The sequence below is a fragment of the Exiguobacterium sp. RM11 genome, assembly GCF_059821525.1.
The window spans coordinates 772,888-797,339 of sequence record NZ_CM187558.1 but is presented as its reverse complement, the minus strand read 5'-3'; the positions used below and the strand labels follow the sequence as shown (position 1 = coordinate 797,339).

Annotated in this window: 24 protein-coding genes and 1 pseudogene; 10 read left to right on the top strand and 15 right to left on the bottom strand. The window is 49.5% G+C overall.

Translation table 11 applies throughout. The annotated features are described in order from the left end of the window. Positions 1-91: 91 nt before the first annotated feature. From AC5LIL_RS04245 to cspD, 5 genes are all read right to left on the bottom strand, one after another. Positions 92-949 (bottom strand): YitT family protein, encoded by an 858-nt coding sequence (locus AC5LIL_RS04245; protein ID WP_214693594.1) that lies wholly within the window; start codon positions 947-949, stop codon positions 92-94. Positions 950-1,010: 61 nt separating this feature from the next. Further along, positions 1,011-2,111 (bottom strand): peptide chain release factor 2, encoded by a 1,101-nt coding sequence (gene prfB / locus AC5LIL_RS04240; RefSeq protein WP_214693596.1) that lies wholly within the window; start codon positions 2,109-2,111, stop codon positions 1,011-1,013. Positions 2,112-2,166: 55 nt separating this feature from the next. Further along, positions 2,167-4,689, bottom strand: a complete 2,523-nt coding sequence (secA, locus tag AC5LIL_RS04235; RefSeq protein ID WP_214760051.1) for a preprotein translocase subunit SecA — start codon at positions 4,687-4,689, stop codon at positions 2,167-2,169. Positions 4,690-4,828: 139 nt separating this feature from the next. Continuing rightward, the gene (hpf, locus tag AC5LIL_RS04230) at positions 4,829-5,392 is read right to left on the bottom strand and encodes a ribosome hibernation-promoting factor, HPF/YfiA family (RefSeq protein WP_214687196.1); all 564 of its coding nucleotides are present in this window, start codon (positions 5,390-5,392) and stop codon (positions 4,829-4,831) included. 303 nt (positions 5,393-5,695) lie between these two features. After that, positions 5,696-5,893: a cold-shock protein CspD gene (gene cspD, locus AC5LIL_RS04225; RefSeq protein ID WP_012726946.1), complete on the bottom strand. Its 198-nt coding sequence runs from the start codon at positions 5,891-5,893 to the stop codon at positions 5,696-5,698. A gap of 272 nt (positions 5,894-6,165) precedes the next feature. On the opposite strand from cspD, the gene AC5LIL_RS04220 reads away from it, so the two are divergent. From AC5LIL_RS04220 to AC5LIL_RS04185, 8 genes are all read left to right on the top strand, one after another. After that, on the top strand, positions 6,166-6,660 hold the full coding sequence (locus AC5LIL_RS04220) for a competence protein ComK (protein ID WP_214745974.1): 495 nt from the start codon (positions 6,166-6,168) through the stop codon (positions 6,658-6,660). A 74-nt stretch (positions 6,661-6,734) separates the two neighbouring features. After that, the gene (locus AC5LIL_RS04215; RefSeq protein ID WP_214785867.1) at positions 6,735-8,450 is read left to right on the top strand and encodes a hypothetical protein; all 1,716 of its coding nucleotides are present in this window, start codon (positions 6,735-6,737) and stop codon (positions 8,448-8,450) included. Between the two features lie 9 nt (positions 8,451-8,459). Continuing rightward, complete coding sequence (locus tag AC5LIL_RS04210; protein WP_074033686.1) at positions 8,460-8,750, top strand: EscU/YscU/HrcU family type III secretion system export apparatus switch protein; 291 nt, start codon at positions 8,460-8,462, stop codon at positions 8,748-8,750. Beyond that, positions 8,747-9,127, top strand: coding sequence for a flagellar export chaperone FliS (locus AC5LIL_RS04205; protein WP_214785869.1), 381 nt, complete (start codon positions 8,747-8,749; stop codon positions 9,125-9,127). Before AC5LIL_RS04210 ends, AC5LIL_RS04205 begins: the two co-directional genes overlap by 4 nt. After that, positions 9,111-10,013 carry a flagellin N-terminal helical domain-containing protein gene (locus tag AC5LIL_RS04200; protein ID WP_499825011.1) on the top strand — a complete coding sequence of 301 codons (903 nt, stop codon included), beginning with the start codon at positions 9,111-9,113 and terminating at the stop codon, positions 10,011-10,013. Before AC5LIL_RS04205 ends, AC5LIL_RS04200 begins: the two co-directional genes overlap by 17 nt. A 24-nt stretch (positions 10,014-10,037) precedes the next feature. Continuing rightward, positions 10,038-10,481 carry a YaaR family protein gene (locus tag AC5LIL_RS04195; protein WP_499825010.1) on the top strand — a complete coding sequence of 148 codons (444 nt, stop codon included), beginning with the start codon at positions 10,038-10,040 and terminating at the stop codon, positions 10,479-10,481. A gap of 9 nt (positions 10,482-10,490) precedes the next feature. Further along, on the top strand, positions 10,491-11,156 hold the full coding sequence (locus AC5LIL_RS04190; protein WP_499825009.1) for a DUF2225 domain-containing protein: 666 nt from the start codon (positions 10,491-10,493) through the stop codon (positions 11,154-11,156). 104 nt (positions 11,157-11,260) lie between these two features. Beyond that, complete coding sequence (locus AC5LIL_RS04185; RefSeq protein WP_214785877.1) at positions 11,261-11,761, top strand: DUF1572 family protein; 501 nt, start codon at positions 11,261-11,263, stop codon at positions 11,759-11,761. On the opposite strand, the gene AC5LIL_RS04180 is transcribed toward AC5LIL_RS04185, so the two are convergent. The 4 genes from AC5LIL_RS04180 to AC5LIL_RS04165 form a co-directional block, all read right to left on the bottom strand. Continuing rightward, a complete protein-coding gene (locus AC5LIL_RS04180) occupies positions 11,749-12,270 on the bottom strand; it encodes a DUF402 domain-containing protein (RefSeq protein WP_499825008.1) in 522 nt (173 codons plus the stop codon). The genes AC5LIL_RS04185 and AC5LIL_RS04180 overlap by 13 nt on opposite strands. Before the next feature lie 100 nt (positions 12,271-12,370). Then, on the bottom strand, positions 12,371-13,039 hold the full coding sequence (locus tag AC5LIL_RS04175; RefSeq protein ID WP_499825007.1) for a DUF4352 domain-containing protein: 669 nt from the start codon (positions 13,037-13,039) through the stop codon (positions 12,371-12,373). 159 nt (positions 13,040-13,198) lie between these two features. Next, positions 13,199-13,825 (bottom strand): DUF5068 domain-containing protein, encoded by a 627-nt coding sequence (locus tag AC5LIL_RS04170; RefSeq protein WP_499825006.1) that lies wholly within the window; start codon positions 13,823-13,825, stop codon positions 13,199-13,201. A 135-nt stretch (positions 13,826-13,960) separates the two neighbouring features. Then, positions 13,961-14,146: a hypothetical protein gene (locus AC5LIL_RS04165; RefSeq protein WP_499825005.1), complete on the bottom strand. Its 186-nt coding sequence runs from the start codon at positions 14,144-14,146 to the stop codon at positions 13,961-13,963. A gap of 159 nt (positions 14,147-14,305) precedes the next feature. Here AC5LIL_RS04165 and AC5LIL_RS04160 point away from each other — a divergent pair, with 159 nt between their 5' ends. After that, on the top strand, positions 14,306-14,683 hold the full coding sequence (locus AC5LIL_RS04160) for a DUF3021 family protein (protein ID WP_499825004.1): 378 nt from the start codon (positions 14,306-14,308) through the stop codon (positions 14,681-14,683). 35 nt (positions 14,684-14,718) lie between these two features. Here the strand turns inward: AC5LIL_RS04160 and AC5LIL_RS04155 are convergent, their stop codons facing one another. The 5 genes from AC5LIL_RS04155 to AC5LIL_RS04135 form a co-directional block, all read right to left on the bottom strand. Continuing rightward, positions 14,719-15,105 (bottom strand): flagellar protein FliT, encoded by a 387-nt coding sequence (locus AC5LIL_RS04155; protein WP_499825003.1) that lies wholly within the window; start codon positions 15,103-15,105, stop codon positions 14,719-14,721. After that, positions 15,069-15,443, bottom strand: coding sequence for a flagellar export chaperone FliS (gene fliS, locus AC5LIL_RS04150; RefSeq protein WP_214758342.1), 375 nt, complete (start codon positions 15,441-15,443; stop codon positions 15,069-15,071). The genes AC5LIL_RS04155 and fliS overlap by 37 nt, the downstream gene beginning before the upstream one ends. A 14-nt stretch (positions 15,444-15,457) precedes the next feature. After that, entirely contained in the window at positions 15,458-17,137 is a 1,680-nt protein-coding gene (gene fliD, locus AC5LIL_RS04145; RefSeq protein ID WP_499825002.1) for a flagellar filament capping protein FliD, read from the bottom strand. A gap of 12 nt (positions 17,138-17,149) precedes the next feature. Beyond that, entirely contained in the window at positions 17,150-17,506 is a 357-nt protein-coding gene (locus AC5LIL_RS04140; protein ID WP_499825001.1) for a flagellar protein FlaG, read from the bottom strand. 178 nt (positions 17,507-17,684) lie between these two features. Next, positions 17,685-21,449: a hypothetical protein gene (locus AC5LIL_RS04135; protein ID WP_499825000.1), complete on the bottom strand. Its 3,765-nt coding sequence runs from the start codon at positions 21,447-21,449 to the stop codon at positions 17,685-17,687. 430 nt (positions 21,450-21,879) lie between these two features. Here AC5LIL_RS04135 and AC5LIL_RS04130 point away from each other — a divergent pair. Beyond that, a pseudogene (locus tag AC5LIL_RS04130) lies at positions 21,880-23,226 on the top strand (IS1182 family transposase); the annotation flags it as partial. Positions 23,227-23,404: 178 nt separating this feature from the next. Here AC5LIL_RS04130 and AC5LIL_RS04125 read toward each other — a convergent pair. After that, a complete protein-coding gene (locus AC5LIL_RS04125) occupies positions 23,405-24,247 on the bottom strand; it encodes a flagellin (protein ID WP_021066574.1) in 843 nt (280 codons plus the stop codon). Positions 24,248-24,452 lie beyond the last annotated feature (205 nt).

Genomic DNA, 24,452 nt, shown 5'->3' with positions numbered 1-24,452 from the left:
AAGTTGTAGAAATGACCTACATTTACCATTATAGCCGTTCACGTATACTTTCTAACCTAATCTCACGAAAAGTACACAAAGATTCCACAACTTACGGGACGTTGATGTAGCGCTTATCCGACGTGAACCCTTGTCCGAGCACCTCGTGCGCCTCGCTGAAGACGAGGAACGCCTCCGGATCGATCCGACGGATGATTTCTTTCAGACGGCTCACCTCGCTCTGACGGACGACAATCATGAGCATCGGACGGTCGAGACGAGAATACGCCCCGATCGCCTGAATCTCCGTCGCGCCACGGTCGAGCTCCTCAAAGACGGCCCGAACGATGAAGTCCCGTTTCTCCGATATGACATACGCCATCTTGTCCTGTGTGAACCCGAGCTGGACGAAGTCGATCATCTTGACCGTAATGAATAACGCGATAAGTGCATAGAGCCCGGTCGAGAACGAGAACGTGACAGCAGCGGTCAAAACGACCATACCGTCGAGGATGGCGATACAGAGATAGAGCGGGATGTGCGTGAACTTATGTAAGATCTGTGCGATCAAGTCCATTCCACCTGTCGAGGCACGCCCCCGGAAGATGAGACCGAGTCCGACACCGACGCCGACTCCACCGAAGATGGCGGCGAGTAACGTGTCGTTCACGGCAGCTCCCGCATCGATCGCCTCATAGAAAAGGATGACACCCGGTAAAAAGATGGAGCCGACGAGCGACTTCACGCCGAAGCCGAGACCGAGGATGGCCCATCCGATGATAAGTAGCAACACGTTCGCCACGAGCTGGAACGCCCCCGGCGAGATGCCGAACAGTTCATACGTGATGACCGAGATCCCGCTCACCCCGCCCGACGCGAGGTTGTTCGGCAACAGGAACAAGCTGAAGGCCGAGGCGACGAACACCGAGCCCGTCAACAAATATAGATAGTCTTTGACGATTTGCTTCATTAAAGAAATTCTCCTTTACAGACAACGTGGCCCAAAGACAGGAGTCTTTGAGCCACATGCATCACATATTTGTTTTACGAAGGTAAGCATCGATGAACGGCATGACGTCACCATCCATAACACCACTTGTATTTCCGACCTCGTGGTTCGTACGGTGGTCTTTGACCATCGAATACGGGTGGAAGACGTATGAACGGATTTGGCTACCCCAACCGATGTCCGTTTTTTCCCCACGGATCTCGTCGAGCTTACGTTGTTGCTCGTCGAGTTCGCGTTGGTACAATTTCGCTTTCAACATCTTCATCGCCGACTCACGGTTCTTGATCTGTGAACGTTCTGTCTGACAAGAGACGACGACGCCCGTCGGCACGTGCGTGATCCGGACGGCAGAGTCTGTCGTGTTGATGTGCTGTCCGCCGGCACCTGACGCGCGGTATGTGTCGATGCGGAGGTCTTCTGTCCGTACTTCGATTTCGATGTCGTCATCGAATTCTGGCATGACGTCACATGACACGAACGACGTGTGACGACGGCCCGACGAGTCGAACGGCGAGATGCGGACCAAACGGTGAATCCCTTTCTCCGCTTTCAAGTAGCCGTACGCGTTGTGCCCGACGATGCGGAGCGTGACCGACTTGACGCCCGCTTCTTCACCAGGAAGGTAGTCGACCGTCTCGACTTTCCAGCCTTGCTTGTCTGCGAAGCGCTGATACATCCGAAGAAGCATCGATGCCCAGTCCTGTGACTCGGTACCGCCCGCACCCGGGTGTAGTTCCAAGATCGCGTTGTTCGCATCGTACGGTCCGTTCAAGAGAATCTCGAGCTCGAAATCATCGAACTCTTTCTTGAGCGATTGAATCGTCTCCGCGAGCTCTTCTTGCATCTCGGCATCCGGCTCTTCTTTGATGAGTTCGAGCGTCACTTCGCCGTCCTCATGCTGTGTCGCGAGGTCTTGGTACTTGTCGACCATCGCTTTGAGACCGTTCGACTCGTCGATGACTTTTTGTGCCTTCTCTTGGTTGTCCCAAAAGTCAGGGTACGTCATCTCGTTCTCGAGCTCGGCGATGCGTGCTTCCTTCTCCGTTAAGTTGAGCGAAGCTCTGTAGTTCTCGAGGCGCTTCGCCATTGCCTCAAGTTCGTTCCGAATATCTGAAATTTCCATAGTGTTGATTCACCTTTCCGTAGGAAAGAGGCGAGCGGACCCGCCTCTTCAATAATTAAGCCTGTTGTCTACCGTGACAGTTCTTGAACTTCTTACCAGACCCACACCAGCACGGATCATTCCGGCCGATGCTGTCTTCTTTCGAACGACGGACCGGCTTCTTCTTGACCGGTGCGTCTTCCTTGCCTGAGACGGCGACTTCTTCTTCGACGACTTTCTCGCGTCGGAGGTTGTCCCCGACTTCGGCACGGAGCACGAAGCCTGTCACTTCTTCTGAGATGGCTGCGTTCATCGCATCGAACATGTTAATCCCTTCCGCCTGATACTCGCGGAGCGGGTCGTTCTGTCCGTATGCACGGAGATGAATCCCTTGACGCAACTGATCCATGTGGTCGATGTGAGACATCCAGTGCGAGTCGACGGCACGGAGAACGATGATCTTCTCGAACTCGTTGAAGCGCTCAGGCGGTGCGAGTTGACGTTTCGCCTCGTACTGCTCGTTCACGCGCTCCATGAGGAGTTCGATGATCTCTTCGCGTTCTTTACCGAAGAAGTCTTTACCTTCGACCGTACGCTCGAGCGCGAGCGTCTGGTTCGCCCAGTGCGCGAGCTCGTCGATGTTCCACTCTTCTGGCACGAGTTCGATCGGTGTGTATTGACCGACACCGAGTTCGACCGTCTGTGCCATCATCGAACGGACGATGTCTGTGACCGACTCGTTCTCGAGGATGCTCGAGCGGTCTTTATACATGACCTTCCGTTGGTCGGCCATGACGTTATCGTAACCGAGAAGCTGTTTACGTGCATCGTAGTTGTTTCCTTCGACGCGTTTTTGCGCCGATTCGACGGCTTTCGAGACCATACGGCTCTCGATCGGTTGCGTGTCGTCCATCCCGAGACGCTCCATCATGTTCTGGAGGCTGTCCGTTCCGAAACGACGCATGAGCTCATCTTCGAGCGACAAGTAGAACTGGGATTTACCCGGGTCCCCTTGACGACCTGAACGACCACGAAGCTGGTTATCGATCCGGCGTGACTCGTGACGCTCTGTCCCGATGATATAAAGACCACCGAGGTCAATGACACCTTCGCCGAGCTTGATGTCGGTACCACGACCGGCCATGTTCGTCGCGATCGTGACCGAGCCTTTTTGACCGGCGTTCTCGATGATTTCCGCCTCGCGCGCGTGGTTCTTCGCGTTCAAGACGTCGTGACGAATCTTTTTCTTCGTCAAGAGCTTGCTCAAGTATTCAGACGTTTCGACGGCGACCGTACCGACGAGGATCGGTTGACCAGTCGCGTGGACCGTTGCGATCTCCTCGACGACGGCTTTGAACTTCCCTTCCATCGACTTGAAGATGAGGTCTGAGCGGTCCTCACGAAGAATCGGTTTGTTCGTCGGAATCGTCACGACTTGCATGTTGTAGATGTTACGGAACTCTTCTTCCTCTGTCTTCGCCGTACCAGTCATCCCGGCAAGCTTCTCGTACATACGGAAGTAGTTCTGATACGTGATCGTCGCGAGCGTCATCGATTCACGCTGAATCTCAACGCCTTCTTTCGCCTCGATGGCCTGGTGAAGACCTTCCGAGTAGCGACGTCCGTCCATGACACGACCTGTGAACTGGTCGATGATCATGACTTGTCCGTCACGCACCATATAGTCGATGTCGTGATGCATGACCGCGTTCGCACGAAGGGCGAGCCCGACGTGGTGGTTGACCGCGACGTGCTCGATGGCGAACAAGTTGTCGATGCCGAAGAACTTCTCGGCGAGGTCGACCCCTTGGTCCGTCAAGAGGACCGATTTCGTCTTCACGTCCACCGTGTAATCGTCTTCCTCTTTTAACGTACGGACGAATGCATCGGCACGCGTATAGAGTTCCGTCGATTTTTGAGCCGATCCTGAGATGATGAGCGGGGTACGCGCCTCATCGACGAGGATTGAGTCGACTTCATCGACAATCGTATAGTAGAGCTCGCGTTGCACACGGTCTTCCTTATAAAGGACCATGTTGTCACGGAGGTAGTCGAATCCGAGCTCGTTGTTCGTCGAGTACGTGATATCACAATTGTAGGCCGCTTGTTTCTCGACACGGTCCATGTTCGACACGTTAAGGCCGACCGAGAGACCGAGTGCGAAATAGAGCGGCTCCATGAGTTCTTTATCTCGCTTCGCCAAGTATTCGTTGACCGTTACGACGTGTACGCCACGGCCCGTGAGCGCGTTCAAGTAGACCGGAAGTGTCGCAACGAGCGTCTTCCCTTCACCGGTTTTCATCTCGGCGATGTCACCATTGTGGAGCACGTAACCCCCGATGAGCTGGACACGATAGTGACGCATGCCGAGCACACGCTCTGATGCCTCACGACAGACCGCGAACGCCTCTGGCAAGATATCGTCGAGCGTCTCGCCTTTCTCTAGGCGTGCACGGAACTCTTCCGTTTTCGCTTGAAGCTGTTCGTCTGACAATGCTTTGATTGGTTCGGCGAACGACTCGATCAAGTCGGCCGCTTTCTCTGCTTTTTTCAATACTCGTTTCTGTGGAGCAAATAACTCTTTCAAAAAGTTCGCCATACTCATATCTCCTCTGCACTCACTAAAAAATGCATGTTTTTTCCCTAATGTACAGTTTAACCGAAGTGGTGCCACCTTTCAAGGAAAGGCAAAACGAAACGACCCTCCGAAGCCGGAGGGTCGTGTAAGGTCAAGTATATTATTCTGGTTCGATCAAGCCATACTTCCCATCTTTACGACGGTAGACGACGTTCGTGTTGCCCGTTTCCGCGTCAGAGAAGACGAAGAAGCTGTGACCGAGCATGTCCATTTGAAGAATCGCCTCTTCCGTGTCCATCGGTTTCAATGTGAAGCGTTTCGTCCGTACGAGTTCGAGTTCTGCCTCGTCCTCATCATAGACGGCCGGTGCATCATCAGGTCCTTCGAGGGACTTGAAGTACTCGCCGACGCCACCTTCTTTCCCGCGTCCTTTACGGTTGAGTTTCGTTTTGTGTTTACGGATTTGACGTTCCAATTTATCGACGACGAGGTCGATTGCCGCGTACATGTCAAGGTTGATATCCTCGGCACGGAGCAACAAGTTCGGCATCGGGATCGTCACTTCCACTTTTTGTTTCTCGTTATACACTTTTAAGTTGACGTAAGCCGTCTGTGCATCCGTAGGAGTTGTGAAATACCGAGTCAACTTCTCCAGCTTTTTCTCGACATAGTCTTTGATTGCTGGTGTGACCTCAATGTTTTCGCCGCGAATGTTATAAATCATCTGAACTCCTCCTTAAAATAACCGCTTGAACCAATGATTCGTCGAACGTGACGGAATCTCCTGCTTCATTTCTAAAAGAAAGTGGAACCAGGTGGCTCACTAATATTATACCCCGAAATCGCTATGTTTGAAAACGTTATCATCAGAAAATAATGACAATTTTGTTCCGAATTCAACATTTCCTACAACGAGCGAAAGGTATAGAAAGAAAATACCCATTCCACCCATTTTTAAACGCGTTTTTTTATTATATAGACAAAATAAAAAGCCGACTCCCGAGGGAGCCGGCTTCACGGTTTGAAATTATAATTTTACAACGTTAGCCGCTTGTGGGCCACGCTCGCCATCAACGATTTCAAACTCTACGTCTTGACCTTCGTCAAGTGATTTGTAGCCTTCAGATTGGATTGCTGAGAAGTGTACGAACACGTCTTTGCCGCCTTCTACTTCGATGAATCCAAAACCTTTTTCTGAGTTAAACCATTTTACTTTACCTACCATGTGTAAATCCATTCCTTTCACCATTGGAGAATACAGAGGGTTGTCCTCTACGGCTAATCTTACCACCTTCTTGTAAGCGTGACAAACACTTTCTCAAATATTTGTAAACGTTTCGTCATTTGGCTTTCATTGGAATTCTATTTCCCTACTTTTCATATTGTCTTGTTGAATTTACATTTTTTGTGATATATCATTGAAGGGATGATTTAGGTTTGTGCCGTTTGTCATTTAGCCGATCCTGAAAATCTAATACGAGGAGGATGGTGCAGCGTATGCGCTCCTACTATTCTGAGGAAAAATATCGCATCACAAAGCGAACCGTGGCGATTCTCCCTTGCTTTGACATTATGAAGCAGTCACGGATCATTCTCGAGGATGGCACCGAGATTTCAACCCCGCTCCGGCCGTACCAGTTGTTGCAACTTTCTTGCCGCCAGTACAACAGCTCGATCGAGGAAAGAATCTTCATCGCCAAACGCGTCGCCGGCGTAAAAGGGAAAGTCCCTGTCGTAATCGAACCGACAACCGGACTCGTCTTCTTCCCGACGAAGTCTCCAAAGCGAGACGATTGTGAATGGTATGCCTGGTCCCATATTCGAGACATACTGAATATCGAGGAGGAGCCGAACGGCCTCGTCCTCACAAAAGATGGACATCAAATTCAGACGAACGCGACACCGTACGTCCTTCGGAACCAACTGAAAGCGACAGGTGAACTCGTCGCCCGGTTCCAACAATTGAATGCGAGCCCAGCGCTTGAATCATGACACGCCTTCCGTCGAAAAGACGGAAGGTTTTTTTCGTTTGTTTTGCTTCATTTTTTGAAAAAGAGGTCGATATTATGGTCGAGGTGACAAACATGCAAATTCAAGCCCAAGCGACCGCCGTCAGTTCGGTCTTACCAGGCATCCAGACGAACCGGACCTATAAGGCCGAACTCGTCAAACAGACAGGACCCGACTCCGCCATCGTCAAGATCAACGGCGAAGAAGTCGAGGTCACATTCAAAGACGGGCTTCCGAAGACGAACCCGTTCCACGTGACGCTTGCCGAACAGGACGGCGTCTTGCTCGCGACCGTCGTTCCACAAAAGGAAGAGACGCTTGAACCCGCACCACCTGCATCGTCAAAGCTCGACGCGAAGATTCAGACGCTCCTCGCTTCCCTTCCGCCCGAAGTTCGAAGCGCCGTCAGCCGTCTGCTCCAGTCCGGGCGTTTGCCGATGAACGAAGATACGGTGCGCCTGCTCGAAACGGCCTTTAAAGGAGACATGCGTGACGTCATTCTTCATCTAAAGACGCTCGATACTCAGGCTGTCCCGCGTGAGGTCGCACGGGAGATTGCCGTCCTTTCTTTAAATGAGGCAAGACAACTCCTCACAACACCATCACCAGACGCGCCGTATCCTCAAAAAGAGCGATACGTCGAACTCGTCAACTTGTCACGTCCCGTGAGCGAACGGGTGACACCGACGCCGGAGACAATTGACCGGGTCATCCGAGACTTCCCTGCCCCACCGAAGATGGAGCGCACCGAACCGTTGCCGCTCCCACCGGTGAACGGAAGACAGGTGATGGTCAAGGAAGTGACAAGCCATCTCGCGAACGTGACGAACACGTTCCGGAACGAACAGGCGACGGTGACGAAACAACTCGGACAGGTCTCAGCACTCATCGAGACGAATCCTCATGCGGCACGTCCCGCGCTTGAGACCGTCTCGACTAGATTGACGCAACTCGTCCAAAAGACGGACGCGCTCCTTCACACAGATGTGACGCAGGAGAAACAACTCGTCGCCATGACCGCGAAGCTCGACCTCGCCTTGTCGTTACTCTCGACAAAGCCACAAGAGAGCGCGGCACTCGTCAAAGACGTCCGGGCGACGTTGAACGACTTCCGTTACGCACCGAACCAGGCACGGATTGAATATATCCCTCACGGTGCAATGCGCGCGGGGGAGGTCCCGAACGTCACGCCGCTGAAACTTGACGCGACACTATCCGGTCGGCACGTCCAGGAAGTGACGCAACGCGTCCAGGCACAGGCTCAGCTCGCGCAGGCGAACAACACGCCGACGTCCGCCCTGTCCGTACGAAGCGACACGACAAACCCTGAAGCGCAGCGACTCGCATCATTCCTTCAGGTCCAACAGACGCTCAACCGCCTCGATGGCGGGCAGCTCCACCAGCTCCTCTTCGCCCTTCCGGCGAAAGTACAGGAGATCGACACCGGGGTCCACGTCCACATCCAAAACCGCGAGGCCGGTGACGTCGTCGACTGGGAGAACAGCGTCCTCTATATCCGCTTAGAGACACCTCGCCTCGGCGAAATCGGTGTCAAACTCGAAGCGAAAGACCGGAACCTCCGCCTCACGCTCGAGCATGACGATGCGACGGTCGAACGACTCGCCCGCCCGCTCCTCGGCAAAATCGAACAGACGCTCGAGACGATCGGCTATAAGAGCGTGACGACCCAGTTCAAACCGCTCACGAAAGCCGAACGCGTCGTCGATGAGCCGAAGCCGGCCCCGACGACCGGCTATGACTTTAGAATTTAGGAGGCCACGATGTACCAACGCATGGATTTGACGAAACGAAAGACGGCCGCGGTCGTCCGCTATGACGAATCGACGGACAAAGCGCCCGTCGTCGTCGCCCGCGGAACGGGAGCCGTCGCTGAAAAGATTCTACAAGAGGCACGTGCCCGAGGCGTGGCGGTCGAGAATGACCATTCCTTGCTCGGACACCTGCTCGACCTCGACTTAGGGGACGCCATTCCCCCTCAGCTGTATGACGTGATGGCAGAAGTGTTGCTGTTAATAGAAGAACTCGATTCCATTAAAGGAGAACCAAGATGAACCCAACCCAGTTATATGAAATGAGGCCTGAAGAACTGACACAGGCGATGTTACACGCGCTCACGTATCATTACGAACGCGCCCAAGGCTCGACGATTGCCGAACGAAATCGTCACCTGCGCCAAGCGCGCGAACTGTTGGTCAAGCTCCACCAAGGACTTCATGACGGCGGTGGCATCATCGCGGCGCAACTTGATGAAATCTATCTCTATATGGCGAACGCCAGCATCGAGGCGATCATCGACCAGGATCAGCAAAAGATCGCAGAACTACATACGCTCGCTAGTGACCTCGACAAGACGTGGAGCGAGGCGATGGAACGCGCGAAAACACAATCTGTCCCGACTGGAGGAAACCGCTATGAAAATTACCAATAACGTCCAAGCGTTGAAGGCCTATACGTCACTCTCGTTGAATCAGGCGTCGATGAAGAAGACGATGGACCGTCTCTCGAGCGGGGTCCGGATCAATAAGGCGTCAGATGACGCGGCAGGACTCGCCATCTCCGAGAAGATGCGGATGCGCCTCGACTCGCTCTCAATGGCCGAGCGCAACACGCTCGACGGCATCTCACTCACCCAGACGCTCGAAGGCGGGATGAACGAGACGCATTCCCTCCTCCAACGCATGCGTGAACTGTCGGTCCAAGCGGCGAACGGAACGCTCAGCGAGGACGATGCGAAAGCCGTCCAAGAAGAGATCAACGCCTTGACGGAAGAAGTGACACGAATCGCTGAGACGACGGAGTTCAACTCGAAGAAGATCATGAACGGGGAATACATGCAGGGTGCGAGCACGCTCTTCTTCCAAATCGGTGCCGGCAATAACGAGGCCGTCGTCTTGAACCTCGAAGACATGCGCGCGCACGCGCTAGGCATCACAACGACGACAGCGGGAGGCGGAGCGTTATCTCCTCTCGACCATGACAACAATCAAACAACAGCAGATGTTTCTTACTACTCCCTCAGCGTATTGACGCCAGACAAAGCGGGAGAAGCAATCGCGAAGTTCGATGCGGCCATCAACCGTGTGTCACTCGAGCGCTCGAAGCTCGGGGCGATCCAAAACCGGCTTGAGGCGAACGTCAGCGTCGTCGCCATCGGTTCTGAGAACTTGACGGCGTCCGAGTCACGAATCCGTGATGCCGATATGGCCCGTGAAATGATGGACTTCGCCCGACTCAATATCTTGAATCAGTCCGGCATGGCGATGATTGCGCAGTCGAACGCATTGCCACAAGGCGTGTTACAATTATTGAACTAACCTAAAGAAAGGACGGTTGCCCATATGGACATTCGTCGCATCATGGAGACGCAATCGCTCCTCGGCTCAAATAAGGCAAAACGCCCCGAGGTCGAACCCGGCGTCTCCTTCCAAAACGTCATCGGTCAAAAGCGTGAAGACTCTGAACACGAGCGGTTCCATCGTCAGATCGCCGCGATCCAGGAACAAGGAGAGCTTCTTGCCGAGAGCCAGACGGTCGAGGCGCTAACCGATTATAAAAAAATGATCAAAGACTTTATGAAAGAGGCCGTTGACGCGGCACTCCGCCTTGAGGACAAACGCGGATTTAACCGCCGGGGACGTGCGAAGATCTACAAGGTCGTCGAACAAGTCGACCAGAAACTCCTCGCGCTGACGGACCAGGTCATCTCAGGGGAAGCTTCTCGCCTCTCCCTCCTCGACCAGGTCGGTGAGATTCGCGGATTGCTCGTCAACGTCTATGTGTGAGGTGTCGAGATGGCAGAACATTTGTTTCTGAAGAAAGTCAAATGTCCGTATTGTTTACAGGAAAGTAAGACCCAGCGTGTCTTGTCGCGTCACATCCGTCCGCTCGAGGTCGAAAAGGACGGCTATACGACGTATGACGGACCGAACCCGTATTTGTATGAGCCGACCGTCTGCGGTCACTGCCACCTCGTCTTCCATGACTCGTTCGACAAGGTACGGAAGCATAACCGGGAGGCACTCGAGACGCACTACTTCAAACAAGTGAACCAGGATGTCCTAAAAGGTGACCGGACACATGAGCACGTCATTCTCTTATATAAATTTGCGGTCATGACGGCCCAGTTGAGCGGACAAAAGCCGTCCGTCGTCGCCATGCTCGGGATGCGAATCGTCTGGATGTATCGGTTGATGGGAGATACGGCATCTGAGAAGGAATGGATGCAGCGGACGCTCGATAAATACAACGAGGTGCAAGAGGCATACACGGACCCGATTCGAACCGGATTACCGTACGATCAACTTATGCTTCGGATTGCCGACCTTTCGGCTTCGCTCGATTACTATGAGGATGCTCGTCGCTGGTACGGGATCCTCCTCAGCAGTAAGGAAGTATCGGAGCGGATTCGGAATCAGGCACGGACGCATTGGGAAGATTTTCGATTGGAACATGCGTAAACGAAAGCGTAGGACATTAAATCCTACGCTTTTTCGTAGTCATCATTGAGAAATTCGATGATGGGGTATAAACAAATAGCTTACATATTAAAGGAGGTTTTTTCATGTTTGAAACACAATATCCCGATACCGTACGCGCCACGTTCAAAAGCCAGAAACAACTCGCCGAGCGCGCACTCGTCCAAGTGAGTGACGAGGACCTTCACAAGACGCTTGCACCCGATACGCTCTCCCTCGCCCTCATCATCCAACATGTGGCGAACAATATGAAGTCGCGCTGGACCGACTTCTTGACGACGGACGGCGAGAAGCCGGACCGGAATCGCGACGCCGAGTTCGAGGACCAGCAGTTGTCCCGGGACGAACTCATGCAGGTGTGGGACGAGCGCTGGCAACTGTTGGATGACGTCTTGGCCGACCTGACACCAGAGGATTTAGGGAAAAACGTCATGATTCGTGGGGAAGCCCACTCCGTGATCGATGCGATTGAGCGACAAGTGTCGCATTACGGCTATCACGTCGGTCAGATCGTCTACCTTTCGAAACTATTTGCTGGTAGCGACTGGGACGTGTTGTCGATCCCGCTACCGCATCAGCGGAAGTGAGACGTCTCTCTTTGAGCGAGTTCGATGAGACGACGCTCTAGCGAACCGTCAAACGGAAATTGCTGATGCTGGATTCGTCGTTTCACTTCAGCGACGGTGTGCCATACTTGTTCAACAAGTGCATCTGGATAGCCATATCTTATCCGGTTAATGTCAAACTCCTCTTCATCGACGAGTTGCCATTCACCCGGTTCTCTCGAAATGAGGTCGACATCCAAGTCAACGAAATGAATCTCCTCATCCGTAATTTTTGGAGGGAGACCGATATTGGAGTACCAGCGCATCGTGCCGTCCTGTTCTAAATCAAGCTGTAACGTAAACCCTTCATGCCGCATGAAGCACTCCAGCGAGTGAGAATCGTATGTATAACAGGCATTTCGCGTATGATGTTGGAGCTTCCGCCCCGGCCCCGCATACAATAATACATAATCCTCCGTTTCTTCCAAGACATGACTCGACCATTCATAATGGAGCTTTTGGTCATATTTGAGTAGAGATACATCCTTCATCACTGACCTCCTAAAAGATGGGATATCTTCATTATCCTCTATCGTTCAGGTTTAGACTAGACAAAGAGGGCGTGCCGTTTGGTTTCGGCACGCCCTTTATTTATTTCGATATATCGATTGTGTATTCGTAACGGTCTTCCGCGATTGTATTGAATTGGTCGTTATACGGACCCTCTACGACAAAACGCACTTCGGTCAACTCTGCTGGCATTGATTCAACCTGAAAGTGTACCCCACCTTCCTTCTTCACTTTTCCTAAAAATTCACCACCGACGTCATCGGAAAGTAAGAAAGCAGCATCAATCTGTTCTCCTGTGTTCGTGACAAGACGTGCTTGATCCGGATAAAAGGTGACAGTATCATCGCTCGTGTTTTCTGCAACCACGCTAAAGGAAACGAGCGTCACTTCCTTTTTGTCGTCGAACACGGAGCGGAAATCAGAAGCTACTTGAAGCCGCATCGTCTGAACTTTGTTGATTTGAAAAATGATTGGACCGATTTTTTCTTCGATGCCTAAATCGCTGTCTCTCATGTAGATTTGTCTAACTCCAATCTCATCCTCCTCTACCTCAAACTCTTCGGAGCCACCAATCCCTTCTGACGTATCTTCACCCTTGCTCGATTCACTTCCTTCTGATGAAGAAGTGGTTTCTTCATCAGTCGCCTGCTCGGTTTGCTCGGTAGTTTCAGAACTCGTCGCCTCATCCGTCTCCCCGCATCCAATCAGAAATACGAGAGGCAATGTGAACAACCAATGTCGAACCTTCATGACACGCTCCCTCCTATTCGAAAATCTCGTCGGACAATGACTTATATTGAATATGTACCCATCTAATTAGAAATAATCATGTGTTTTATGATAATTCCTCTACTCATTTTCCAATGACCATACAAAAAACGTGCCGACACTCGCTCGGCACGCTTAATCTTATTTCGTCACGTTGATTGTATATTCGTAGCGTTCTTCTGCCACTTTGTCGAAGTTCTCGTTAAACGGTCCATCGATGACGACTTTCAAGTCCGTCAGCTCTTCTGGCTTCGCCTTCACGAAGAAGAGGACATTCCCTTCTTTCTTCACTTTCCCCATGAATTCGCCACCAACGTCATCTGAGAACCATAAGTCCGAAGACACCTGCTCCCCCGTGTTCGTCACGAGTGTCGCCTGGTTCGGATGGAAACTCATCGTCTCGTCGACCGTGTTCTCGACGATCATGTTCATCGCGACGACCGTCACCTCTTCTTGTCCATCGAATGAGTCGCTGTATGCTTCCGCGACCGTGAGACGTGACGTCTGCACTTTGTCGATTGCGAACTGAATCGGTCCCATCGTCTCCGTGATGGTGACTGCCTTATTCTTCAAATAAATCTTGTTCGTGCCGAGTTCGCTTTCTTGGACGTCCATCTCCTCAGCAGTCGTCTCCTCTGGCGCACTCGCTTCCGCCTCTGCCACTTCTTCCGTATCCGTCGCCGTCGTCTTCAGTTCATCTGCTTCCCCGCATCCGGCGAGTAGTGCGAGCGGTACCGCCACCAGTAAGCCAAATCGTTTCATGTTCATCTTCATCTCTCCTTTTTCATAATCCAAGTGATGTGCTTAAGACGAATATAACGAATTGGCAATCCGTACCGTGATAAGAAAACATTCCAGGCAAAATAAAAGTCAAGGTCCACAATCGGACCTTGACATATACACTTATCCTCTTGATTTTAGCTCTTCTTCCTCATATGGGTCGGGACGATCTTCAAGCGGCATATCGTCCTCGACATACGCCTCGAGTTTCGGGTCCCGTTCCACATACTCATCGTACGCTCCCTCTGGACCATAGACGAAATAACGGCGCTTCCGTGACGATACCGGTTTGGACTCTTTCTCACGCATCTCGTTTCCCTCCTCTTTCCAGAAAAGAAGCAACGGCTACAATGATATTTACCCGATTATAGCGGAAAACAGACGTGATTTCATCCTCGCTTTTTATCCGAAACCTTTTTGCGTGATATCCGTATATATGCACAACGATTCAATGAAGGGATGGTACATATGCAATTCGTGAAGAAAGGGTTCGTACGGAGCCTCTTATGGTCGCTTCCGTTCGCGATCCTCGCGCTCTATCAAGGCTGGTCAGGAAATGCAGACGCTTTACGCCCGATGCTCGTCTATACCGGGGTCGCCTTCTTTCTCGGGCTGACGAGTGTCATTTACGAAGTCCGACAATGGTCGTTCAAAAAGCAGATTTTCATTCACTGGAGCATCATGCACGTGACAATCCTGCCACTCCTTTGGTTTGGTGGGTCTACGCCAGTGACGTCACTTCAAGATGCCGTGCGCCTCTACTTAAATTTCACGGTAAGTGGGCTGATCTTGTTTACGGTCTCTTATTTCATCATTCGCATGCGTCGCCAAGTCAAAACCTCTTAACGCATAAAAGCTCGAAGGCATATGCCTCCGAGCTTTTATGTCTGTTGATCGAATAGACCAGAAAAGTTAGAATCGACGTCTTCATACGGGTCGACGTACGATTTGACCGTCTTCCGTTCCATTCGGGCCGTCCCGAGCGTCATTCCGAGACGCTGGTGTTCGGCCTCAATGAGACGCGCAATCTTTTGACTGTCGTCGACGAGCTGCCGGAGAACCGTCTGATCGGCTTTCTCCAAATCAGGACCGTGCGCCGCGAGCAATTGTTCCCGGTCGTCCAAGAGCTCATGGATTTGTTCCATCCACGTGTCATACGTCGGCTCCTCCGGGACTTGTGCCAGCAACTCTTTCAGGCGCTGTGTCTTTAAGATGATCTCATCAATCGGCATCATGACTGCTTCGCGAGTTTCATCGCTTCCTTCCACGTGTCGCGGAGTTCCGTCGTGAAATCGAGTACCTCGTCGAGGATTGTCGTGTCGTTCTTGACGTTCGCATCGACGAGACGGCGCCACATGTACTCATAGAGCGAGTCTAGGTTCGCCGAGATGGCGATGTCTTTATTAAGTGTGAGACGAAGCTCTTGGAAGATGGCTTGCGTCTTTTGGATATTGATGTTCTTCAAGTCAGGGTTGCCCTGGTCGATCGCAAGCTTGGCTAGGCGCATGAACTTGAGCGCCCCGTCATAAAGCATAAGCGTCAGTTCCTGTGGGTTCGCGGTCGTGACCGCATTGTTTTGATAAGCTGCGTATGGATTGGCTACCATTTAAATTCCTCCTCTTACATGCCTCCGCCTAAGAACTGTTGAAGTGAAGCGGCTTGCGAGTTCGCCTGGTTCATCGCCGTTTCCATCGCCGCAAAGCGACGGTAGTAGGCATTTTCTTTATCGATTAACAGATCATTTAATCGTCTAATCCGATTATCTATTTCTGTCATTTCACGCCCCATCGAATATGTTGGTGCACCTGAGCCATCCGCACCAGCAATTCGAGTGATAGACGAACGTGAACTAGCTGCAGTATCACGAACTTGTGTGAGTAAGCCACTCTCCGTGTTGGAAAATAACTGATACACTTGGTCCGGATCTTTTTCAATTGCAGCCTTGAGTTTTTCTTCATTCAGCTCAATTTTCCCACCGTTTGTAAAGTCAGCACCGGTTGAAATACCAATTTGAAACAATTGACGCATGTCTGTGTCATTCGTTGCGATCGAAGTACTTGACCAATTACTTCGAAGCGATTCCATCGCCCCTCGAACAATTGTATCGCCCCGTAACATCCCGCTCATCGCTTTTTCTTCCCACTTTTTAACTTCGTCCTCTGACAATTCATCACGCTGTGCTTGCGTAAGTGGCGCAAATGAACGGAAGCGATCTTCTTTTACTTTTTTGTTCATAAGGTCGATCGTTTCATTATATTTATCGACAAACGCTTTTATGTTATCAAAGACTTTCTGGGTGTCAGTCGCTGCAGTTAAAGTGACAGCACCTTCACCTGCCGTAAACTGTGACTTTAACGTTATCGTCATATTATCAATTGTCACAGTGTTCGAGCTTTGAGTCATTGAAATACCATTAACCATGAAAGTAGCGTTACTTCCTTTTTGGGGAGCAGCAGTCGGATCAATCCCAAAAACAGCTTTCGTAGTGGCATCAAATTCAATAATCGCCTCTTCACCCGTTTGTTTTTGAGTGAGTGACAACTTTCCAGAAATCGGCTCGAAAAATGCAGAAATCCCAGAATCTTTGCCATTTAACGCAGTAACAAAATTCTCCATAGTGGCATCTTCTGCCACTTTAATTGTTTTAAATTCACCACCGTTAGTCGAACGAACTTGAACTTGATAACCCGATGTGTAGGTCGCCGTTGCTCCGATAGGTACATCTGTCCCATCATTCATTGTCACTTTTCCTGTTGCTTCATCGTAAGTATAGGTTGAGGCGTCAATAGGATTACTCGTTGCATCTTTTAATGTTATGGTTGTCCCTGTTCTCGGTTTTGGTGAGAGTGTCCATTCCTTTGTAATGGTAGATAAAGTCACTTCTTGAGTGGTCGATTGCAAATTCATGTCTGCAACTTTCGTTGTCTTTGTAACTGCATTCCCATTTTTGTCTATTGGTTCGACAACTTGGGTTGCAGCTGTCGCAAGCTGACTAACGGATTCAACACGAATTGCCGTGTTCCCGCTCGATGGTCCTGCTACAACTGAGACACGCGATTCATCAGATGAGCTAGAAGTTTTTGCATAGAAGTTTCGACTGAACATTAAATCGACAGCACTGTTTCGGAGTGTCATGAGCGATCGATTTATTTCTCGATACGCATCACGCTTCCATTCGGTAGTTTGTTTTTTTTGTTCAAGTTTATCTACAGGAACTCGCTCCGCTTGCATCAATTGTTTGATGATTGTATCTGTATCAATCCCACTAGCAAGTCCGCCAAATCGGATAGGTGTTGTCATGATTTCCCTCCTTTATACACGTTCATCGAACAATCGATTGAATTCCATAAAAGCAGCAAAAAAATCAAGTGATTTTTTACTAGGAATTTCTCTAATAACTTCGTTATTAGTGTCTACAATTTGAATGTAGTAATCATTTAACTTTTCATGCTTAACAAATTTCAACCCCGCTCGTTGCAAATCTAATGATTGGTTAGCTTTTTCAATCGCTGTTTCTAGTTTTGTGACATGCTGAGGAGTTGGCAAAACTACAATCCCCTCAGTAACCAACCGTGTTTGAGAATCCTCACTAAATATATTTTTTGTTTGTTCATACGGTAACACTGAAGATGGCAAATGAAGGCGAATTTCCGAAATTGTAGAGCTCATTTTTATACTCCCCTTTACTATATTCATCATTAGTATCGGCAACAAATACCCAACTTTTCACTTATTGATAAAGAGTTTTCTTTAACTCGATTTATATGAATACCTTTTTGTACTAAAAAAACAGAAACAATCGTCACAAGATTGTTTCTGTTTTTGGATGAAATTAGACACCTCTCATTTAGTTGATTATGTGGATAGTTTTCTTTACATATTTTTGTCCGTTCTTGATGGTGACGACCGCTAGTCCAGTAGTTGCATTTGAAGGTACTAACAAAACACCATCACCGCCAACAACTAATCGGCTCGGGACTGAACTGATATAGGTGGTTCCAGTCGACCCTAGGGTTAAATCTTCAGTTCGTAATAAATAAATCCCTTGAACAGATAGAGAATAGGACTCTCCTCTTCTAAGATAGATTGTAGAATCAGAAACCATTAATTCTATAAGTGTGTTGTAAGGATTCTCTGAAACGGTCACTGTAATCTTATGATTCACCATTCCATTTTTTACAGTAATGGTTACTATTCCATATGTTGCTCCCGCCGGGACCGTTAGGAGGCCCTCGGCGTCCACACTCACCCGGCTCGGCACAGAGCTCACATATGTCGTCCCCTCTGTGCTCGATGTGATGTCTCGTTGGCCCGTGGGGTATGTCCCCGTCACTTCGAGCTGGTATGTCGCGTTACGTTCCAACGACGTCTCCGGCCCCGTCACCTCGATGCCACCGAGAACCTTGCTTGTATCTTCTGCGATCGTCACCGTCAACTTCTGCACGAACGTCCCGTTCTTTACTGTGATTGTCGCTACGCCGTATGTTGCTCCCGCCGGGACCGTTAGGAGGCCCTCGGCGTCCACACTCACCCGGCTCGGCACAGAGCTCACATATGTCGTCCCCTCTGTGCTCGATGTGATGTCTCGTTGGCCCGTGGGGTATGTCCCCGTCACTTCGAGCTGGTATGTCGCGTTACGTTCCAACGACGTCTCCGGCCCCGTCACCTCGATGCCACCGAGAACCTTGCTTGTATCTTCTGCGATCGTCACCGTCAACTTCTGCACGAACGTCCCGTTCTTTACCGTGATTGTCGCTACGCCGTATGTTGCTCCCGCCGGGACCGTTAGGAGGCCCTCGGCGTCCACACTCACCCGACTCGGCACAGAGCTCACATATGTCGTCCCCTCTGTGCTCGATGTGATGTCTCGTTGGCCCGTGGGGTATGTCCCCGTCACTTCGAGCTGGTATGTCGCGTTACGTTCCAACGACGTCTCCGGCCCCGTCACCTCGATGCCACCGAGAACCTTGCTCGTATCTTCTGCGATCGTCACCGTCAACTTCTGCACGAACGTCCCGTTCTTTACCGTGATTGTCGCTACGCCGTATGTTGCTCCCGCCGGGACCGTTAGGAGGCCCTCGGCGTCCACACTCACCCGACTCGGCACAGAGCTCACATATGTCGTCCCCTCTGTGCTCGATGTGATGTCTCGTTGGCCCGTGGGGTATGTCCCCGTCACTTCGAGCTGGTATGTCGCGTTACGTTCCAACGACGTCTCCGGCCCCGTCACCTCGATGCCACCGAGAACCTTGCTCGTATCTTCTGCGATCGTCACCGTCAACTTCTGCACGAACGTCCCGTTCTTTACCGTGATTGTCGCTACGCCGTATGTTGCTCCCGCCGGGACCGTTAGGAGGCCCTCGGCGTCCACACTCACCCGACTCGGCACAGAGCTCACATATGTCGTCCCCTCTGTGCTCGATGTGATGTCTCGTTTACCTGTCGGATATATACCTTTTACATCGAGTTGATAACTATCATCACGATACATTGTCAATTCCGGATCGAATACCTCAAGTCCAGCCAGGACATTACTTAAATCTTCAATCACTTTTACTATAACCTTTGAAAAATTAGCACCATTTTTAACTATAACTGTAGCAAATCCATAAGATGCATCTAAGGGAACTTCAATAAGTCCAGTTCCGTTAACAGCCACTCTACTAGTTAAAGAGCTTGTATAAGTAGTGTTCGAAGAGTTAGATATGGTCTCTGATGAACCATCCGAGAACAACGCTCGACTGTTAAGTTGAATATTACTTCCTCTAAATAATTCGATTTCAGAAGGAGAGCTAACTACTTTTTCTACTGAAGGTGGACCCGTTAAATTTACTTCAATTGAAGTCGTCAAATCTTTATATCGTACTTCAATTTTAGTTTTCAAAACTGCATCGGTTAGATTTTTAATTAATCCATTAGAATCTATCGATACTAACTGGGGGGACTCATTGATGTACGTGATATCATTATCAGTACCACTAACGTCATATAAATTGCCATTAATTTCAGCTGATACCCTAAGTTGATGAGTCGCCCCTTTAGAGAGTGTCAAATTTGAAGGAGATACTATCAGGCGATTTTCTTTTTCGTATTCCCCAGGCACTAAAATTTTGATTCGTTTATAGAAGGCGCCATATTTCACATCAATAAAGTATTCACCTGATTGAATATCCACGCTTGCAGTAATCGTTCCATTGGCATCAATATTCAATTCTTTTGTATTTGTAGAATACATTGTGCCGGTTTTCGTTGCACTAACATCAATTTTACTTCCATCTGAATAAGTTAAATGCGTCGTAAGTACTTGAGTCTCCCCCGGATTAATCTCAATTTGTGAGTAAGTAGAATCAATCCCAAAAGGAACTACGGGTTCTAACGAGATCAATCCTCTTACAGTAAAGTTATATGGACTAAAATCTCTCTTATTGTTCGCATAAGTATTCAATTCAGAATTATATATAGTTATATCATTAAACCTAGCATCTCTTAATGTCATCGAATGCATCGTCCATTTGCCTAATTGATCATATTGATCAATCGGGATTTCAGCATAATATCTACCGTCATTCAATTTACTGAATTGGACATTAAAACTTGATTTATTTGGTTTTAAATATGTTGCACTTACTGAGTTTACTCCTGATAAATTATCGTTAACCGTAGCAATTAATTTATAAATAGCCGACTTTGAAGAGACTTGGGTAAGCGCTCTTTCTAAGCCATCCAACGTCGGAGGTGAAAAATCGGGAGTCGTATTAATTACTTCAAAACTATCGATTTCCATATCAATTTTTTCAGTAGCCGTTGGGTAAAACAATGAATTATAAACAGTTCTTGTATTCCAACCATCACTTAAATATACGGAAGATATTCTCCAAGTTCCTAATTCTTCAAATTGATTTGGATATAAAGAGCCTTCAAATGTATTTGTATTAGCTTTATATGATAAGTATGCTGTAGTATCGGTTCCTCTTGGAGTAGTAAAGTTTACATAAACCCTCTCCACTTCTAGCATATTATCTGTTGCTTCAACTTTTATTGATAACGGTGTAGTAGGGGAAACTAATAATTCGTCGGTCTCAGTATTCACGGTAATTGATGATAATTTAGGAGCTTCAAAATCATCTGGACGTAGTACTGGTGGACGTACTTCAGTCCCTGATACTACAAAAAAGCTTTCAGAAAAGTCGAACGTGTTAGAATAGCCTGAACCAGTTGAGTAATATGTAGTTCTGTTAGTTTTGTTGTCTGTTAGTTCAATTGTATGTAACTTCCAATCTCCTACTTTTTCATAACGATCTACTGAAAAAACACCGTCAAAGAAATACCCGTCACTTTTCTGTAGATATATATACTTAGATATTCCTGAATCATGCCTAAAAACTGCTGTGACAGTTTTTACACCCGATAAGTCATCGGTGGTTTCAACTCTAAATTTCTGAGACTGCGTTGGAGTAACTGCACTTTCTTTAATTTCAACTGCACCTAAAGTAGGAGCCGTAGTATCAGGTTTCGGATCTTCAATAATAATATCCACCGCTTGAACTATTGGAGATAATATTACTATGAAAATCACTAATAACGTTAAAGTCTTCTTAATTTGCGCGTTCATAGAATCACAATCCTTAATTTGTATTTTTTAGAATTAAACAATGAATTATATTCCATTAGTAGTATCGGATGGAAATAAAAAAACATTAAGCAAAAAGTCACTATTTCTAATTAGAAATAGTGACTTTTTGCAGCTTGTTGACTAACATGAATCATATCGCTCGCCTGTCCGGCGCCCACGCTTTCCGCAGGCAATCCCGGAGCCGCATCGCGACCTAGGTCGCTGCTGGGTCTCCGTCGGATTGCTTTCCTGTCGGAGTCGGGGCGCCGTTGGGCGAGCAACGCAAACGGTCGTCATCTGACGGCCGTTTGTCTTTTTCTGAGGCCTCGATGGCCGAAGAAAAAGCCTGATACATACTTCGAACCCTTACAAACAGGGAAAGAAGAAGGTAAACAACAAGTTCGCCCGTCATCAAAAGGAGGAACCCGATATGTATCGCGCCCATTCTGAGAAACGACATGAACCGATCCAGTCGAAGACCACGTTGGACCAGCTGGTCCCGCAGGATCATCTTGTCCGGAGACTCGACCGTCACATCGACTTCTCGATCGTGCACCGGCTCTGCGCCCCGCTCTATTCGAACACCGGTACGCCCGGCATCGATCCGGAGATCATCATCAAGATTATCCTACTCGGACCCCTGTTCAACATCCGTTCCGTGCGCCAGACCGTGAGGGAGGTTCAGACGAACCTCGCCTATCGTTGGTTCCTCGGTCTCGGCATCGATGAGAAGGTTCCCGACCATTCGACGATCAGCCAGGCCTACCGCCGACGCTTCCAGGGGAACGACGTGTTCCAACAAATCTTCGAGGACATCGTCCGACAGGCGGAATCTCACGGTCTCGTCTCCGGACGCATCCTGATAACGGATTCCACGCACATCCGAGCGAACGCGAACAAGAAGAAATTCGACAAGGTAGAGGTCGAACGGGTCGTCGGTGCGATCGAGGACGAGCTTCTCACCCGCGTGAACGAGGAACGGGCCGAACGCGGAAAAAAGAACTGAAACCGGCATCTGAGAAGAGGGAGCGCCGGCTCGTCAAGATGAGCCGGACCGACCCGGATGCGGGATACATGTATCGTGACCAGAAGCCGGAAGGCTTTTTCTGGCTGGCGCATCGGACGGTCGACGCCAAGCACAATTTCATCGTCGATGTACACGTCACACCCGGGAACGTCTCGGACAGCACCGTCTATCTCAATCGGCTCGACCATGTCCTCGAACGTTTCCATTTCCCGCTTGAGGCGGTCGCACTCGATGCCGGCTACTTCACGACCGGGATCGGCGAAGGCGCTCGTCGAACGGGGCATCTTCGGGGTCATCGCCCGGAGGCGTTTCGGCGGAAAGAAGGGGATGTTCCGCAAGACCCGGTACACGTACCTGCCCGAGGAAGATGCATATCTCTGTCCGGCGCGACAGCGCCTCACCTATCAGACGACGGACCGCCACGGCTATCACCATTACGTGTCCGACCCCTCCATCTGTCAGAACTGCCCTCTCCTCGAGAAGTGCACGTCCAGCCGGACGCACCGAAGGGACATCACACGCCACGTCGATGAACATTACCGTGAGCAGGTGAACGAGAACCGCCTGTCCGCGACTGGAAAATCCCTCTACCGACTGCGGCCACAGACCGTCGAGCGCTCGTTCGCCGATGGGAAAGAGCTCCACGGGCTCCGTTTCACCTTCTACAGGGGGACCGCGAAGGTCCAACGCGCCAATCTGGTGGCAGCCACCGCACAAAACATGAAGAAGCTGGCCAACCTGTTGGCCAGAAAGGACTGTCTACATAACATTTCTTCAATCTTTTGTCGGACAGAACGCCTCAAGCTCGTTGAACATAAAAAAAGACGAACCAGATCGCATCTTGCGATCTGGTTCGTCAACAGCCTGCAAAAAGTCACTATTTCTAATTAGAAATAGTGACTTTTTGCTTAATGTTTGATTTTTAAAATTAACGTAAAAGTTGAAGTACTGCTTGCGGCTGTTGGTTAGCTTGACTGAGCATTGCTTGTGAAGCTTGGTTAAGGATGTTGTTCTTCGTGAAGTTCATCATCTCTTTGGCCATATCTACGTCACGAATGCGTGACTCAGCAGCTTGAAGGTTTTCAGCAGATGTGCTTAAGTTGTTGATTGTGTGCTCGAGACGGTTTTGAGTTGCCCCCAAAAGTGAACGTCCTTTTGACACTGTTTCGATTTGAGTCGAGATTGTATCGATCAACGCTGTAGCAGTTGCTGAATCAGCTACGCTTGTTCCAGTCAACGTTCCAACAGCTGTTTCAACATCAGTCAAGTTGATTCCAGCAGTTGTGAAGTCGACCGTCATAGTTTGTGCGTTGTTAGCACCAACTTGGAATGTAACTGTACCAGCGTTACCTGCAGTACCGTCTAAAAGAGTCTGTTCGTTGAACTCAGTGTTATCCTTGATACGCGTGATTTCTTTACCAAGTTCAGCCAACTCGTCACCGATTGCATCACGGTCTACAGTTACGTTCGTGTCGTTCGATGCTTGAACAGCAAGTTCACGCATACGTTGAAGGATTGAATGTGTTTCGTTCAATGCGCCTTCAGCTGTTTGAATCATTGAGATACCGTCTTGTGCGTTTTTCGAAGCCATATCAAGACCGCGAATTTGTCCACGCATTTTTTCAGAGATTGCAAGACCAGCTGCGTCATCGCCAGCACGGTTGATGCGAAGGCCTGAAGATAATTTCTCCATTGCTTTCCCAGCGTTTGAAGTGTTCGCTGACATATTGCGGTGTGCGTTCATAGCGTTAAGGTTGTGGTTGATAATCATTGTAATTTCCCTCCATAGGTTTAAAGTTTTTCCGCTCTTCCAAATCCATTTGTCCGAGCATGCAAGGTTTAGGCCGGCCCCTCACCTTACACTAGTTGGAACGGTTTTAGCGTTTCCATACTCAATATCGGTTCAATTCATCAGGTGTTTAATACTATTTTTATTTTTTTTGCATTCACACTTTTAAATATTGAACTCTTTATAA

Coding starts and splice junctions, on each gene's coding strand:
- AC5LIL_RS04245 (WP_214693594.1), bottom strand. CDS start 949: ATGAAGCAAATCGTCAAAGACTATCTATATTTGTTGACGGGCTCGGTG.
- prfB (WP_214693596.1), bottom strand. CDS start 2,111: ATGGAAATTTCAGATATTCGGAACGAACTTGAGGCAATGGCGAAGCGC.
- secA (WP_214760051.1), bottom strand. CDS start 4,689: ATGGCGAACTTTTTGAAAGAGTTATTTGCTCCACAGAAACGAGTATTG.
- hpf (WP_214687196.1), bottom strand. CDS start 5,392: ATGATTTATAACATTCGCGGCGAAAACATTGAGGTCACACCAGCAATC.
- cspD (WP_012726946.1), bottom strand. CDS start 5,893: ATGGTAGGTAAAGTAAAATGGTTTAACTCAGAAAAAGGTTTTGGATTC.
- AC5LIL_RS04220 (WP_214745974.1), top strand. CDS start 6,166: ATGCGCTCCTACTATTCTGAGGAAAAATATCGCATCACAAAGCGAACC.
- AC5LIL_RS04215 (WP_214785867.1), top strand. CDS start 6,735: ATGGTCGAGGTGACAAACATGCAAATTCAAGCCCAAGCGACCGCCGTC.
- AC5LIL_RS04210 (WP_074033686.1), top strand. CDS start 8,460: ATGTACCAACGCATGGATTTGACGAAACGAAAGACGGCCGCGGTCGTC.
- AC5LIL_RS04205 (WP_214785869.1), top strand. CDS start 8,747: ATGAACCCAACCCAGTTATATGAAATGAGGCCTGAAGAACTGACACAG.
- AC5LIL_RS04200 (WP_499825011.1), top strand. CDS start 9,111: ATGAAAATTACCAATAACGTCCAAGCGTTGAAGGCCTATACGTCACTC.
- AC5LIL_RS04195 (WP_499825010.1), top strand. CDS start 10,038: ATGGACATTCGTCGCATCATGGAGACGCAATCGCTCCTCGGCTCAAAT.
- AC5LIL_RS04190 (WP_499825009.1), top strand. CDS start 10,491: ATGGCAGAACATTTGTTTCTGAAGAAAGTCAAATGTCCGTATTGTTTA.
- AC5LIL_RS04185 (WP_214785877.1), top strand. CDS start 11,261: ATGTTTGAAACACAATATCCCGATACCGTACGCGCCACGTTCAAAAGC.
- AC5LIL_RS04180 (WP_499825008.1), bottom strand. CDS start 12,270: ATGAAGGATGTATCTCTACTCAAATATGACCAAAAGCTCCATTATGAA.
- AC5LIL_RS04175 (WP_499825007.1), bottom strand. CDS start 13,039: ATGAAGGTTCGACATTGGTTGTTCACATTGCCTCTCGTATTTCTGATT.
- AC5LIL_RS04170 (WP_499825006.1), bottom strand. CDS start 13,825: ATGAACATGAAACGATTTGGCTTACTGGTGGCGGTACCGCTCGCACTA.
- AC5LIL_RS04165 (WP_499825005.1), bottom strand. CDS start 14,146: ATGCGTGAGAAAGAGTCCAAACCGGTATCGTCACGGAAGCGCCGTTAT.
- AC5LIL_RS04160 (WP_499825004.1), top strand. CDS start 14,306: ATGCAATTCGTGAAGAAAGGGTTCGTACGGAGCCTCTTATGGTCGCTT.
- fliS (WP_214758342.1), bottom strand. CDS start 15,443: ATGGTAGCCAATCCATACGCAGCTTATCAAAACAATGCGGTCACGACC.
- fliD (WP_499825002.1), bottom strand. CDS start 17,137: ATGACAACACCTATCCGATTTGGCGGACTTGCTAGTGGGATTGATACA.
- AC5LIL_RS04140 (WP_499825001.1), bottom strand. CDS start 17,506: ATGAGCTCTACAATTTCGGAAATTCGCCTTCATTTGCCATCTTCAGTG.
- AC5LIL_RS04135 (WP_499825000.1), bottom strand. CDS start 21,449: ATGAACGCGCAAATTAAGAAGACTTTAACGTTATTAGTGATTTTCATA.
- AC5LIL_RS04125 (WP_021066574.1), bottom strand. CDS start 24,247: ATGATTATCAACCACAACCTTAACGCTATGAACGCACACCGCAATATG.